Source organism: Micromonospora sp. D75, from assembly GCF_018070405.1.
GTDB lineage: Bacteria > Actinomycetota > Actinomycetes > Mycobacteriales > Micromonosporaceae > Micromonospora > Micromonospora chalcea.
Window position 1 is genome coordinate 1 of record NZ_JAGPXV010000083.1, and the last position, 14,002, is coordinate 14,002.

13 protein-coding genes and 1 riboswitch are annotated in these 14,002 nt (G+C 73.8%); of the genes, 6 read left to right on the top strand and 7 right to left on the bottom strand.

The genetic code is table 11. The features are described 5' to 3' along the window. The first annotated feature begins 108 nt into the window (after positions 1–108). Positions 109–198, top strand: a riboswitch (ZMP/ZTP riboswitch). A gap of 18 nt (positions 199–216) precedes the next feature. Beyond that, positions 217–1,653 (top strand): glycine hydroxymethyltransferase, encoded by a 1,437-nt coding sequence (locus KBX39_RS07920; protein WP_030499908.1) that lies wholly within the window; start codon positions 217–219, stop codon positions 1,651–1,653. 65 nt (positions 1,654–1,718) lie between these two features. Here KBX39_RS07920 and KBX39_RS07925 read toward each other — a convergent pair whose 3' ends face one another. From KBX39_RS07925 to KBX39_RS07950, 6 genes are all read right to left on the bottom strand, one after another. Next, the gene (locus tag KBX39_RS07925; RefSeq protein WP_013286617.1) at positions 1,719–1,970 is read right to left on the bottom strand and encodes a hypothetical protein; all 252 of its coding nucleotides are present in this window, start codon (positions 1,968–1,970) and stop codon (positions 1,719–1,721) included. A 27-nt stretch (positions 1,971–1,997) separates the two neighbouring features. Further along, a complete protein-coding gene (locus tag KBX39_RS07930) occupies positions 1,998–3,341 on the bottom strand; it encodes a PLP-dependent aminotransferase family protein (RefSeq protein ID WP_210869806.1) in 1,344 nt (447 codons plus the stop codon). 1 nt (position 3,342) lies between these two features. Further along, the gene (locus tag KBX39_RS07935) at positions 3,343–4,446 is read right to left on the bottom strand and encodes an alpha-hydroxy acid oxidase (RefSeq protein WP_210869807.1); all 1,104 of its coding nucleotides are present in this window, start codon (positions 4,444–4,446) and stop codon (positions 3,343–3,345) included. Beyond that, positions 4,439–5,407, bottom strand: a complete 969-nt coding sequence (locus KBX39_RS07940; protein WP_210869809.1) for an alpha/beta hydrolase — start codon at positions 5,405–5,407, stop codon at positions 4,439–4,441. Before KBX39_RS07940 ends, KBX39_RS07935 begins: the two co-directional genes overlap by 8 nt. Further along, entirely contained in the window at positions 5,404–6,627 is a 1,224-nt protein-coding gene (locus KBX39_RS07945; protein ID WP_166455911.1) for a cytochrome P450, read from the bottom strand. Before KBX39_RS07945 ends, KBX39_RS07940 begins: the two co-directional genes overlap by 4 nt. A gap of 66 nt (positions 6,628–6,693) precedes the next feature. Beyond that, on the bottom strand, positions 6,694–7,977 hold the full coding sequence (locus KBX39_RS07950; RefSeq protein ID WP_176722820.1) for an SGNH/GDSL hydrolase family protein: 1,284 nt from the start codon (positions 7,975–7,977) through the stop codon (positions 6,694–6,696). 312 nt (positions 7,978–8,289) lie between these two features. Between KBX39_RS07950 and KBX39_RS07955 the strand changes: the two genes are divergently transcribed. The 5 genes from KBX39_RS07955 to KBX39_RS07975 are packed head-to-tail and all read left to right on the top strand — an operon-like array spanning position 8,290 to position 12,861. Beyond that, entirely contained in the window at positions 8,290–9,864 is a 1,575-nt protein-coding gene (locus tag KBX39_RS07955) for a class I adenylate-forming enzyme family protein (RefSeq protein ID WP_210869811.1), read from the top strand. Continuing rightward, positions 9,861–11,081 (top strand): MFS transporter, encoded by a 1,221-nt coding sequence (locus KBX39_RS07960; RefSeq protein ID WP_069088558.1) that lies wholly within the window; start codon positions 9,861–9,863, stop codon positions 11,079–11,081. The genes KBX39_RS07955 and KBX39_RS07960 overlap by 4 nt, the downstream gene beginning before the upstream one ends. Before the next feature lie 36 nt (positions 11,082–11,117). Further along, the gene (locus tag KBX39_RS07965; RefSeq protein WP_064445772.1) at positions 11,118–11,510 is read left to right on the top strand and encodes an MmcQ/YjbR family DNA-binding protein; all 393 of its coding nucleotides are present in this window, start codon (positions 11,118–11,120) and stop codon (positions 11,508–11,510) included. After that, positions 11,507–12,139: an HAD family hydrolase gene (locus KBX39_RS07970; protein ID WP_210869813.1), complete on the top strand. Its 633-nt coding sequence runs from the start codon at positions 11,507–11,509 to the stop codon at positions 12,137–12,139. The genes KBX39_RS07965 and KBX39_RS07970 overlap by 4 nt, the downstream gene beginning before the upstream one ends. Positions 12,140–12,180: 41 nt before the next feature. Then, positions 12,181–12,861 (top strand): SGNH/GDSL hydrolase family protein, encoded by a 681-nt coding sequence (locus KBX39_RS07975; protein ID WP_210869815.1) that lies wholly within the window; start codon positions 12,181–12,183, stop codon positions 12,859–12,861. A gap of 153 nt (positions 12,862–13,014) precedes the next feature. Here the strand turns inward: KBX39_RS07975 and KBX39_RS07980 are convergent. Further along, a partial coding sequence (locus KBX39_RS07980) for a hypothetical protein (RefSeq protein ID WP_210869817.1) occupies positions 13,015–14,002 on the bottom strand: 988 nt, incomplete at its 5' end.

A 14,002-nucleotide genomic window follows, 5' to 3' on the forward strand; every position in this document is an offset into this window, starting at 1 on the left:
GCGCGCGGTCCCGCCCCGCGGCTGTGGGGCGGTCCCGCTCGCGTCGCGGGGTTCAGTCGCCGGGACGGGCGGCCCAACCCCGCAGGTCCGGGCCGGGCCGGTAGGATCGGCACGGGCCGTGACTGGCGCGTGGAGATGGAGCACCATCGGGGAGCGGCCTCGTCATGAGGACGCATGCCGAGCGCCTGGGCCTTCCGCACGTCACCTGGAGGTCGCATGTCGCGCAACGCCGAGTCCACCGCCTTCCGCAGCGCGCTGGAGGTCGTCCGCGGCGTCGAGCCGCGTGTCGCCGACGCCATCGCCGCGGAACTGGCCGACCAGCGCGAGTCGCTCAAGCTCATCGCCAGCGAGAACTACGCCTCCCCGGCGACGCTGCTGGCCATGGGCAACTGGTTCAGCGACAAGTACGCCGAGGGCACCGTCGGGCGCCGCTTCTACGCCGGCTGCCAGAACGTCGACACGGTCGAGGCGCTCGCCGCCGAGCACGCCCGCGAGCTGTTCGGCGCGTCGCACGCCTACGTGCAGCCGCACTCGGGCATCGACGCCAACCTGGTCGCGTTCTGGGCGATCCTGGCCGACCGGGTCGAGTCCCCCGCGCTGCGCAAGGCGCAGGCCCGGCAGGTGAACGACCTCACCGAGGCCGACTGGTTCGCGCTGCGCCGCGAGCTGGGCAACCAGCGGATGCTGGGCATGTCGCTGGACGCCGGCGGGCACCTCACCCACGGCTTCCGGCCGAACATCTCCGGCAAGATGTTCGACCAGCGCAGCTACGGCACCGACCCGGCCACCGGGCTGATCGACTACGACCGGGTGGCCGAGGCGGCCCGCGAGTTCAAGCCGCTGATCCTGGTCGCCGGCTACTCCGCGTACCCGCGGAAGGTGAACTTCCGGATCATGCGGGAGATCGCCGACTCGGTCGGCGCCACCTTCATGGTCGACATGGCCCACTTCGCCGGGCTGGTCGCCGGCAAGGTCTTCACCGGCGACTTCGACCCGGTGCCGCACGCGCACATCGTCACCACCACCACGCACAAGTCGCTGCGCGGCCCGCGCGGCGGCATGGTGCTCTGCGGCCCGGAGCTGGCCGACCAGGTCGACCGGGGCTGCCCGATGGTGCTCGGCGGGCCGCTGCCGCACGTGATGGCCGCCAAGGCGGTCGCGCTGGCCGAGGCACGCCGCCCCGACTTCGCCGACTACGCCCAGCGGATCGTGGACAACGCGCAGGCGCTCGCCGACGGGCTGCTGCGCCGGGGCGCGACGCTGGTCACCGGCGGCACCGACAACCACCTGGTGCTCATCGACGTGTCCGGGTACGGCCTGACCGGCCGGCAGGCCGAGCAGGCGCTGCTGGACTCGGGCATCGTGACCAACCGCAACTCGGTGCCGCAGGACCCGAACGGCGCCTGGTACACCTCCGGCATCCGCATCGGCACCCCGGCGCTGACCACCCGGGGCCTCGGCGCCGCCGAGATGGACGCCACCGCCGAGCTGATCCACACCGTGCTCAGCCAGACCACGCCCGGCACCGGCCCGGACGGCGCGCCGTCGAAGGCGAAGTACGTGCTGGACCCGGCGGTCGCCGAGTCCGTCGGCAAGCAGGCCGCCGACCTGCTCACGCCGTTCCCGCTCTACCCCTCGGTCGACCTGGGCTGAGCACCCGACAACACGAAGCGGCACCCCGGGAGAAGGAGTCTCCCGGGGTGCCGGCGGTTACGGGGTCAGCGCAGCGGGCGCTTCAGGTGGTAGCGGTGGACCTCGGTGCTGCCCTGCACGTTGTTCACGTCCTCGGCGGCGGAGACCAGTTCCCAGCCCTCCCGGCCGACCCGGTTCAGGTGCGCGATGGCGGTGTCGCCGTACGCGGTCACGTCGGTGCGTGACCCGTCCGGGCCGTACCACACGAACGAGACGTGGAAATTGCGTCCCTGACCCTGATACCGACGAACGAGCAACGCGTACTCCCAGGCAACCATTGGTCCATTATCAACAGACGAACAGCGTCAGGAAACACGTAGTGTGCCGGAACCCTGACACTCCGGCGTCACGCTGCCGGCCATGGTGTCCGTGACCAGCGCGGCGAGCCGGTCCAGCCCGAGATCGATCGACTCCGGTGTGACAGCGCTCACCGACAGCCGCAACGCATTCACCGGCGTGCCCGCATCGTAGAAGTGGGCCATCGGCGTCCAGAGCACGCCGTACTCGCGAGCCGAGCGGTGCAGCAGCGCGTCGTCGACCGGGAACGGGACGCTCACCACCACGAAGAAGCCGCCCGCCGGGACGGTCCAGGTGACCGGGCCGCCGGCCGGGAAGCGCCGGGCCAGGCCGTCGACCAGGTGGCGCAGGTTGCGGGCGTACGCGGCCCGTTCCCGCACGTTCGCGGCCACCAGCGAGCAGTCGTGCGCCAGCAGCGCGCCGCCGATCACCGCCTGGCTGATCGGTGACGTGTTCACGGTGACCATGCTCTTGATCTTCGCGAGGTGGTCGGCGAACGGGACCACTGTGCCGTCGGCCTCCCCCACCCGCTGGTCGGCGACCACGTAGCCGACCCGGGCCCCGGGCAGCACGGTCTTGGCGAACGAGCCGAGGTAGACCACCCGGCGTGCGGTGTCCAGCGCCTTGAGCGTGGGCCGCCGCGCGGTGCCGTCGGCCGGGAACAGGCCGTACGGGTTGTCCTCGATCAGCAGCAGGTTCTCCTCGGCGGCCAGCTCCAGCAGCCGCCGCCGCTGCCCGGTGCCCATGCTGACGCCGGACGGGTTGGCGAAGTCGGGCATCACGTAGCAGGCCCGGGGCGTCAGCCCTTCCGCGCGGGCGCGGCGCACCCCGGCGCGCAGGTCGGCCAGGTCGACGCCGTCAGGCCCGCCGGCCACCGGGCGCACCGGCAGGTCGACCAGACGGGCCGCGCCGGTGAGCCCGACGTACGTGGGCGCGACAGCGAACAGCACGTCCGCCGGGCCGGTCCGCAGCGCGCGCAGCACCAGGAACATCGCCTCCTGGCAGCCGACTGTCACCACTATCGACTCCGGGTCGACGGTGAGCCCCTCGTCCACGGCGAGGTGCCGGGCGATCAGGTGGTGCACGACGCCCTTGGTCCGGCCGTACTGCAGCAGCGTCCGGTCCACGCCGGCCCGGTCCAGCCCGACGTCCTCGGCGAGGTGGCGGCGGAAGCGGTCCAGGTACGTGTGCAGCACCGCCGAGTCGAAGAACTCCTCGTACGGCCGCCCGGCCGCCAGCGACACCGCGTCCGGGTAGTGCTGCGCCACCTCGTTGAGGAAGTTCATCGAGTTCAGCGCCGGGTCGCCGACACTGCCGTGCAGCGCCGTGACGGCCAGGTCGACCGGTTCCACGTCAGCCTCCGATCCGGGTGCGCAGCCGCCGGGCCGAGGCCGGGTCCGGGCAGCCGCTGAGGATGAGCGCGTCGCGCAGTTCCGCCGCGAGCAGCGCGAGCGCCGCCTCGGCGCCGGCCCGGCCACCGGCGGCCAGGGCCCAGAGCAGCGGCCGGCCCAGCAGCACGCCGTCCGCGCCCAGCGCCAGCGCGCGCAGCACGTCGACGCCGCCGCGGACGCCGCTGTCCAGCAGCACCGCGCACCGCTCGTCGACCGCCTCGACCACCTCGGGCAGCACGCTCGCGCTGGCCGGGGCGGCGTCGAGCTGCCGTCCGCCGTGGTTGGAGACCACCACGGCGTCCACGCCGGCGTCCGCCGCGCGGACCGCGTCGCGCGCGTCCAGGATGCCCTTGACCAGCAACGGCACCCGGGTACGCTCCCGCAGCCACTCCAGGTCCGCCCAGCTCAGCGCCGGGGCGAAGACCGCGCCGGTGTGCACCGCCACCGCCGACACGCCGGGGGTGCCCTGGTGCGCCAGGTCGTCCCGGCCGCCGGGCAGGTTCGCGGCGGTGACGTGCGGCGGCAGCGCGAACCCGTTGCGGGCGTCGCGCAGGCGCCGCCCGAGCACCGGCACGTCCACAGTCACCATCACCGCCGCGCAGCCGGCCGCCGACGCCCGGTCGAGCAGGTCGGCCACCAGCGCCCGGTCGCGCAGCCAGGACAGCTGGAACCACACCGTCGCGCCGGTCGCCGCGATCTCCTCGATCGGCGTGCTGGCCAGCGTGCTGGCCACGTAGGGCACGCCCGCCGCGCGGGCCGCCGCCGCGAGCGCGGGCTCGCCGTCGGGGTGCAGCAACCGCTGGTACGCCATCGGCGCGACAGCCACCGGCAACGCGGCCCGGCCGCCGGGCAGCGCCGCCTCGGTGGACGGGTCGTCCACGCCGGCCAGCATCCGGGGCAGCACCGCCACCCGATCGAGCGCGGCCCGGTTCGCGGCCAGGGCGGTCTCGGCGCCGCTGCCGCCGTCGACGAAGTCCCACACGTCGGGCGGCAGCACCGCCCGGGCCAGCGCGGCGAAGTCGGCCAGGCTGACCGGCGGCACGAAGCCGTCCGCCGCGTCAGCCATGGTCGGCACCCGCCGCCGCGTGCGCCGGGTCGAGCCCGAACGTGCGGCGCAGGAAGGCGGCGGCCCGCTCCTGGGCCTGCCGGCCCGCGTCGAACACGCCGGGCATGGCGAAGAACCCGTGCACCATCCCCGGGTAGTGGGCCGTCTCGGTGGGCACGCCGGCCTCGCCCAGCCGCTCGGCGTACCGCCGGCCCTCGGCGCACAGCGGGTCGTACCCGGCGGTGATCACGAGCGCCGGGGGCAGGCCACCCAGGTCCTCGGCGAGCAGCGGAGACGCCAGCGGGTGCGCCGCGTCGCCCGGGTCGGCCAGGTAGTGGCTCCGGTACCAGCCCACCGAGTGCCTGTTGAACAGCATCGGGTCCTCGTCGTCGCCGGGGCGGTGCCCGGGCCGCTGGTCGGTGTTCGGATAGACCAGCAGCTGGGCGGCGACCCGGGGACCGCCGGCCGCGCGGGCCAGCAGCGTCACCGCGGCGGCCAGGGTCCCGCCCGCGCTGTCCCCGCCGACCGCCAGCCGGTCCGGGTCGACGCGGAACTCGGCGGCGTGCGCGGCGAGGTGCCGCACCGCGGCATGGCAGTCCTCCACCGCCGCCGGGAACGGATGCTCCGGGGCGAGCCGGTAGCCGACCGTCACGGTCTGCGCGCCGGTCAGGTTGACCAGCCGCCGGCAGATTCCGTCGGCGGTGTCGACGCTGCCGAGCGTCCAGCCGCCACCGAAGAAGTAGACGAGAGTCGGCAGCGGGCCGTCGCCGTCCGGCCGGTGGATCCGCACCGGCAGCGGCCCGGCCGGGCCGGGCACCGTCGTGTCGCGTACCTCGGCGACCGGCTCGACCGCGCCGGAGCCGGCGCGGATCGCGGCGAGGTCGGCGGCGCGGGCCTCGGCCAGGGTCTGGGTGTAGAGCGGCACGGTCCCGGCGGCGGCCCGCGCGGTCCGCCACGCGACCACCTGCGGATCGAGTGTCATCCGGCCTCCCCTGTGGTGACGAAGAGCTTGTCGATGCCGCGCAGGAACAGGCTCCCGCTGTACGTGTACGGCTGGGTGACGGCCAGCCGCGGGAAGCGCGCGAACAGGCGCGGCAGCGCCAGCCGGCCCTCCAGCCGGGACACCGCCGAGCCGAGGCAGAAGTGCAGCCCGACGCCGAAGGCCAGCGACGGCGGGCCGGGACGGCGCGGGTCGAAGCGGTCCGGGTCGGGGAAGCGGGCCGGGTCGCGGTTGGCGGCGGCGATCAGCAGCAGCACGTTGTCGTCCCGGTCGACCGGCACGCCGCCGAGGTCGACGCCGGCGGGCGCGGAGCGGGCCAGGAAGTGCACCGGGCTCTCCATCCGCAGCACCTCCTCCACGCAGCCCCGGGCCAGCGCGTCGTCACCGGGTAGCGCGGCGGTCACGTCCGGGTGCTCCAGCAGCAGCGGCAGGCCGTTGCTGAACATGTAGACGGTGGTGACGAAGCTGGCGTTGAACAGCACGATCAGGTTACTGATCAACTCGTCCTCGGTGAGGTCGACGCCGCCCGCGTCGAGCACCTCGACCAGCCCGCTGATCAGGTCGTGGCCGGGCGTACGGCGCCGGTGGGCGATCAGGTCGCGGTAGTAGACGCGCAGCTCCTCGGCGGCCTGGTTGGCCCGGGCCAGCCGCTCCGGCGTCTTGCCGGACACGTCCATGTACTCGTCGATCCAGTCGACCCGCTGCCGGTACCAGGCCAGGTCGGCCGGGGGCAGGCCGATGAACTCGGCCATCACCAGCGCCGGGACCGGGTACGCGAAGTCGGCCACGAAGTCCACCTCGTGCCCGTCGGCGCCCACCTCGGCCATGTGGTCCAGGCGTTCGGCGACGACCCGCTCGATCACCGGCTCCAGCGCGACCAGCCGGCGCGGGGTGAACGTCTTCGCGAACACCGCGCGCATCCGGGTGTGGTCCGGCGGGTTGACGAACATCATCGACGTCAGGAACGTCCGCAGGATCTCCTGCTCCTCCCAGCCGGGCGGGAAGCCCTTGTACCAGCCGGGATCGCGCAGGATCTGGTCCACCATGTCGTACCCGCCGGCCACCGCGCTGACGGTGCTGTGCTCGGCGCGGGCCGGAACGGCGTTTATCGGCCCGTGCTCGTGCAGGGCCGCGTAGAAGGGATAGGGGTTCTGCCGGCCCTGTTCGCTGTAGAGCCCGGTCAGGATCTCGCTGACGTCCACTGTCTTTCCTCCCCAGGAAAACGGCGGCGGGGGCGGCGTCGTGTCGACCGCCGCCCCCGCCCGGTGTCACAGTCCGAGCAGCTTCAACGGCACCGCGTTCGCCATCGCCGCGGCTCCGGTGTCGTTCGGGTGGATGTGGTCACCCGAGTCGTACGCCGGCAGCAGCCGGCTGGGCTGCGCCGGGTCGCGCATCACCGCGTCGAAGTCGACGACGCCGTCGAACTCGGCCCGGCCGGGCCCGCGCAGCCAGGTGTTGACGGCCTGCCGGGTGGCGTCCTTCTCCGGCGTCCACACGCCCGGCCCGCCGTTGCCCTCGTACGGCATGAGCGTGCCGGCGATGCTGGTCAGGCCGCGCGCCTGGACCTGCCGGTTGAGCTGGCGCAGCGAGGCGATGATCGCCTCCGGGCTGTCGCCGTTCATCCAGATGTCGTTGATGCCCAGGTGGGTGATGACGGTACGCACCCCGGTCTGCGGGAACACGTCCTCGTTGAGCCGGGCCAGCGCGTTCGGGCCCAGCTCGTAGTAGCCGGGGAAGTCGCCCGCGCCGGGCTCGGTGCCCTCGTGGTTGAGCCGGTTGCCGGCCAGGCTGAGGTTGAGCACGCCCGGCGTACGCGGCTCCGGGCGGGCGTCGATCAGCCGCTTGGCGAGCAGGTCCGGCCAGCGGCGGTCGGCGTTGACGGTGCTGCCGTTGCCGTCGCTGATGGAGTCGCCGAGCACCACCACGGAGCCGGGCGTCACCTTGCGCTCCACGTCGATGCCGGACAGGAACATCCAGCAGCAGTTGGGCCGGATGGTGAAGCCGGCGCCGTCGGCCGCCGAGGTGAGGTCGGTGGCGCCGATGAAGTTGGTGACCCGGGACTGGCCGTGGAACGTGACCGGCCCGGTGAGCACCGGGAAGTACAGGGTGACCACCAGGTCCTCCTGCTCGGCCACCGGGAAGGCCACCGGGTCGCTGAGCAGCTCGGCACCCTTGTTGATGGTCGCCGAACCGGCGCCGGAGAAGGTCAGCTGGCGGACGCTGGCCGGGACGATGTCGGACAGGTCGTCGGGGGTGGCGGTGTTCGGCCGGGCGATGGTGGCGCGGCCGACCTGGATGGCCTGCTGGCCGTAGAGGTTGGTCAGCCGTACCCGCAGGCGCGGCCCGCCCACCGAGGTCTGCACGGTCATCCGGATGCTCTGGTTGTTCAGGCCGGTCTCGGTCAGGCCCACGGTGTTCCCGCGGGTCACCGCCGCGGCCCAGGTCCCGGCCCACTCGGCGCGCCCGTGCCCGGCGCGGTCGGTGTCGGTCGGGCCGGCGCTCGCGGTGACCGCCGGGGTGGCGGCGATCAGGAGCGTTACGGCGGAAGCTATGACGTGCCATCTCTTCGGGGTCGGCATCGATCCTCCATGGTCGGCAGCCCCGGGCGTGACGCGGTCGGCGGCACCGGCCCGGGCGATGGACCGGAAACTAGCTTCCGGCGGTGACGAGCGTCAATCAACCTGATCGACATGATCAAATGCCCACGTCGCGGGACGCAGCGACGATCGGCTCTGTCCGCGGTGGACCGCCGCTGCCTAGGCTCGGAAGCTGGCGGCGGTGCGGTCGCCGACCTGGCACCTGCCGTCATGTCCCGGCCCTGACCTGGCCGGACGCCGCTCGCGGACCATGATGGGGGCTGCCCGATGACCGACCGGCCGAACTATGTGCACGAGGCGCTGGAGCTCTTCGCCGGCTTCGGCGACCGGGAGGCGCTCGTCGGCGGCGGACGCCGCCTCACCTACCCCCAGGTCGCCGCGCGGGTGCGCGGCCTGGCCGCCGCGCTGCGCCGGCACGGGGTACGCCCCGGCGCGGCCGTGCTGGTGATGCTCGGCAACACGGTCGAGGGTCCGTTGCTGCAACTGGCGCTGCACCTGCTGGGCTGCCGGAGCATGTGGGTCGCCCCGGTGACCTCGCGGCGGGAGGTCGACGAGTTCGTCGCGCTGTCCGCGCCAGAGGCGTTCGTGTACGACCCGCGCGACCCGCAGGCGGTCCAGATCGCGGCCGGGCTGTCCGGCGTACCGGTGCTCTGCCTCGGCCCCGGCGGCGCCGGACCGGACCTGACCGCGACGGCCGGCGAGCCGGCCGCGGAGCTGCCCGCCGACGCGCCCGCGCCGGAGTCGTTCCTGCAGACCAGCGGCACCACCGGCACGCCGAAGCTGGTGCACCACCGGGAGAGCTTCTACCGGCAGATCCTCGCCCTGGCCGCCGACTTCCGGGGCGCCGGGTTCCCGCTGCTGCGGCACCTGTCGCACTCACCGATGTGGCTGGCCAGTGGCCAGATCACCACGCTGTTCAACCTGTTCACCGGCGGCGTGCTGTTCCTGCGCGAACAGTGGGACCCGGCCGCGTTCATCGCGACAGTGGACGCCGAGCGGCTCACCTCCACGTTCGTCACCCCGCCGATGCTCTACGAGGTGCTCGACCACCCCGACCTGCCGGGCGCCGACTTCTCCGCCATGTTCATGTTCAACGTGGGCGCCGGGCCCGCCGCGCCCGCCCGGCTGCGCCAGGCCATCGCCCGCTTCGGCCCGTGCCTGCGCATCGTGTACGGCCTCAGCGAGGCGGTGGTCATCTGCGCGCTGCCCGGGCTGACCGAGGACCCGGAGCACCCGGAGCGTCTGCGCTCCTGCGGCCGCCCGTACGGCGACGTGACGGTGGAGATCCGCGACGCCGACGGCAAGGTGCTGCCGCCCGGCGACGACGGCGAGGTGTGGGTCCGGACGAAGCTGAGCTTCGCCGGCTACCACGGCCGGCCGGAGCTGACCGCGGAGACGCTCGTCGACGGCTGGGTCCGCACCCGCGACATCGGCCACCTCGACGCCGACGGCTACCTCTACCTGGTCGACCGGTTGCAGGACCGCATCCTCACCCGGGCGCGCAGCTGGCCGATCTACTCCCGCCCGATCGAGGACGTGCTCGCCGGCCATCCCGAGGTGCGGGCCGCCGCCGTGATCGGCGTGCCGGACCCGGTGGCCGGGGAGCTGCCGTACGCGTACGTGGTGCCGGCGCCCGGCGCGTCGGTGACCGGCGAGGAGCTGATCGCGCTGGTGGTGCGGGAGCTGAGCGAGACGTGGGCGCCCGGCGCCGTGGAGTTCGTGGACGCGCTGCCGCTGAACCGGTCCGCGAAGGTGGACAAACGGGCGCTTCGGGCTCGGTACGCCGCCGCGCATCCCGCCGACACCGACTCGCTGGGCACCGTGATCGGCAGCTCGGCATGAACCCGCGCCGGGAGTTGTACACCCTGGTCGGCGCTGACCTGCTGTCCAACCTCGGCACCCGGATCTCCGTGGTGGCCATCCCCTGGCTGGTGCTGGAGACCACCGGCAGCCCCACCAAGATGGGACTCGTCGCGGCGGCGGAGACGCTGCCGTACATGCTCTCCAGCGCGCTGGCCACGCCGTGGGCGGACCGCTTCGGGGTACGCCGTACCTCCGTGTTCGTGGACGCGGCGAGCGCTGTCGCGATGGCGGTGGTGGCGCTGGCCCCCTGGCTCGGGTTCGGCACGCTGCTGGTCCTGGTGGCGGTCGCCGGCGGGCTGCGCGGCATCGGCGACCGGGTCAAGCACGTACTGTTCAAACCGGCCGCCGAGCGGGCCGGGGTGCCGCTGATCCGGCTCACCAGCGCCTACGACGGCCTGGCCCGGGGCATGACGCTGTTCGGCGCGGTGCTCGGCGGACTGCTCATCGACTGGGTCGGGCTGACCCGGGCCATCTGGATCGACGCGGCCACGTTCGCGGTCTGCGCGCTGCTCATCGGCGTGCTGGTCCGGCCGCCCGCGCCGACGCAACCCGCACCCCGGGAGCCCTACCTGCGGGCGCTGCGCGGCGGCTTCGCGTACCTGCGTACCGACCGGACGCTGATGATCATGCTGATCGTGGTCTCGGTGTCGAACATGTTCGCCAACGCCAGCGTCGCGGTCTGGATCCCGCTCTGGGTCAACCAGGTGCTCGGCGACCCGGCCGGCTTCGGCCTGCTGCTCGGTGTGTTCTCGGGCGGCGCGCTGCTGGGCAACGTGCTGTTCACGATGTTCGGCACCCGGCTGCCCGCCGGGACGACGTTCGCGCTGGGGCTGACGCTCAGCGGCGCGCCCCGGCTGCTCGCGCTGGCGCTCAGCGACGACCTGGTCGTGGTGCTCGTGGTGACGTTCCTGTCCGGCATCGGCATCGCGGCGGTGAACCCGCTGCTCGGCGCGTCGCTCTACCAACGGGTGCCGGGCGAGCTGCAGACCCGGGTGCTGGGCATCTCCGGGTCGGTGGCGTTCCTCGGCCTGCCCGTCGGCGCGCTGCTCGGCGGCTGGTCGGTGGCGCTGCTCGACCTCACCCCGGCGCTGCTGGTGATGTCGGTGGTCTGCCTGGTGCTGACCGTGGGACCGCTGCTGCTGACCCGCGGGTCCCACCGCCCGGCCCCGGAACCGGCGACCCCCACGCCGGTCTGAGCCGGGGTGTCGGTGGGCGGCGGTAGGGTCGGGGCCATGGCGACCTGGGACGACGTGCGGCGCATCGCGCTGGCCCTGCCGGAGACCACCGAGCGCGGCTCGTACGACGACCTGCCCGCCTGGCGGGTGCGCGACAAGATGTTCGTCTGGGACCGGCCGCTGCGCCGCAGCGACCTCGAGGCGCTCGGCGACGCCGCGCCGGACGGCCCGATCCTCGGCGCCCGGGTGCCCGACCTGGGCGCCAAGGAGGCGCTGCTCGCCGACGACCCGGCGGTCTACTTCACCACGCCGCACCTCGACGGCTACCCGGCCGTGCTGGTCCGGCTCGACCGGATCGCCGTGGACGACCTGACCGAGCTGATCACCGAGGCGTGGCACGCCCGCGCGCCGAAGCGCCTCGCCGCCGCACACCGGGCCGGGGCCGCGTGAGCCGCCCGGTGGACGCCGTCGTCTTCGACATGGACGGCACGCTCATCGAGTCGCACGAGGTGGTGCCGGCGGCGTACCGGGCGGCGGTGCGGGCCGGTGGCGGCCCGTCGTACACCGACGCCGAGGTCATCGCCGGCTACTCGATCGGCTCACCGTCCGACCTGCTGACGCACCTGCTCCGGCGCCCCGCCACCGCCGCTGACCTCGACCGCTACCACACCGCACTGGCTGCGACGGCCGGGCGGGTGAGCGTCTACCCCGGAGTCGCGGAGATGCTCGCCGACCTCGCCGCCCGGGTGCCGGTGGGCGTGTTCACCGGCGCGAGCCACCGGGCGGCGGAGATCATGCTCGACCGGGTCGGCCTGCTCGGTCACTTCCGGGTCGTGCTCGGTGGCGACCAGGTCACCCGCCCCAAACCGGCGCCCGAGGGCGTCGAGGTGGCCTGCCGGCGGCTCGGCGTGCCGGCCGGCCGGGCCGCGTACGTGGGCGACTCGCCGCTGGACCTGCGCGCCGCCCGCAGCAGCGGCGCGGTGGCGGTGGCCGCCGCGTGGGGCCATCAGTACGATCCGGCCGAACCGGCCGACCTCAGTCTGTCCCGGCCCGGCGAACTGCTGACCCTGCTGAGCTGAGCCTCTTTTGCCGTGCCGGGCGCTCGGCTAGCCTGCCGATCATGGCATCGACGTTGACCGAGGCGACTGATCCGTGGTGCCTGCGTCCGGGCGAGGCCACCGAGCTGCTGCGCGGGCACCCGTGGCGCCGGTTCGTGGTGCTCGGCGACAGCGTCGCGGAAGGACTGTGCGAGCCGGTCGACGGCTACCCGGACCTCCAGTGGGCCGACCGGATCGCCGCCGAGCTGCGCGCCGTCCGGCCGGAGCTGGCGTACCTGAACCTGGGCCGGCGCGGGCTGCGCGCGCACGAGGTGCGGGCCACTCAGCTCGCCGACGCGCTGGCCTTCGAGCCGGATCTCGCACTGGTGGTGTGCGGCGGCAACGACGCGTTCCGGTCCGCCTACGACCCGGACGCGGTCGACGCCGAGCTGACCGCCATGATCAGCGCGCTGCGGGAAGCCGGCGCGGACGTGATCACGGTGGGCATGTTCGACGTGTCGCACAGCCCGGCCGTGCCGGAGACGCTGCGCGCGGGCCTGGGCGAGCGGATGCGCCGGCTGTCCCGGCACACCCGCGGCGTGGCCGAGCGGCTGGGCACGCTGCACGTGCACCTGACCGACCATCCGCTGGTGGCGGACCCGTCGCTGTACAGCAGCGACGGGCGGCACGGCAGCGCCCGCAGCGACGCGATAGCCACAGCCGAAACCCTGAGAGTCCTGGCCACCCACCTCCCCCACCCCTGACCGCGCCCTCCCCTCCCCCTCCCCTCCCCCTCACCCGCGCCCGGCGCCCTCGGCCCGGATCCACGTTGTTGACCAAGGAGTTTGGGTCGGTCACGCGCCCCGATGAGGACACGAACTCCTTGATCAACGGGGCAAGGGCGGCCGGGGAGGGGGTCAGTCGGTAAGGAGGATGCCGGTCAGGAGGACGCCTCGGGCCAGGTTGAGGACCTCGTCGCAGCCCGGGTAGCCGACCCGGGCCAGCGCGCCGGAACCGGTGCGGCCGAACAGGTACGGGGCGAGGCTGTACGGGACATCGGCGGTGACCGTCTCACCGGTCTCGATCTGCACGAAGTCCATCGCCACCCGGTCCGCCTCGTGGTAGCGCTGCAGGATGTTGCCCCCCTCGGCGATCGCCGCGCGCACCCCGTCCGCCCACGCGACAGCCGTCATCTCGCGGCCGATCAGCACCCCGTGCCCGGCCGATCCGCCGGCCGGCTTGGCCACCAGGTCGGCCTGTTCGGCCAGCGCCCGGTCGAGCTGGTCGGCGGTGAGCGCGACGGTGTGCGGCACGTACCGGCGGATCAGCGTCCGGTCGTCCTCCGGCAGCAGGTCCAGATCCTCCCAGAGCCAGGCGTAGTTGAGCTTGTTGCTGAGCAGCCAGGCGGCGCTGCTGACGAACATCGGCAGCGTGCCGGCGGCGAGCGCGCCGGCGACCGCGTCCAGGCCGGGGCTGGGGGTGACCCGGTTCGGCACGAACAGCCGGAACAGGGCGTCCACCGGGGCGCCGCCGACGACCAGGCGGCTCTGCGCGTCCAGACCGGCGGTGGCGACCGGGGCGATGACCAGGTCGATGCCGCACGGGCGGGCCTGGTCGATCAGCGGGGACAGGATCCGGATGAACGTCTCCGGGTCGTCCAGTCCCGGGTAGTCGGCGTCGAAGTCCATCAGCAGCGCCACCCGCGCGCCGTCGGCCAGGCCGAGCGTGTCCCGGATGGCGGCGAACCGCTGGTCCAGCAGGGACGGCGCGGGCCGCGCGCCGTCGAGCAGGTCATGGGTACGGTACAGCTCGGCGTACCGCTGGATGACGGTGTCGGCGTCGAAGCCGCCGCCGAGGCTGCTGTCGATGTTGTACTCGACGATGCACGGCACGCCGCCGGAGAAC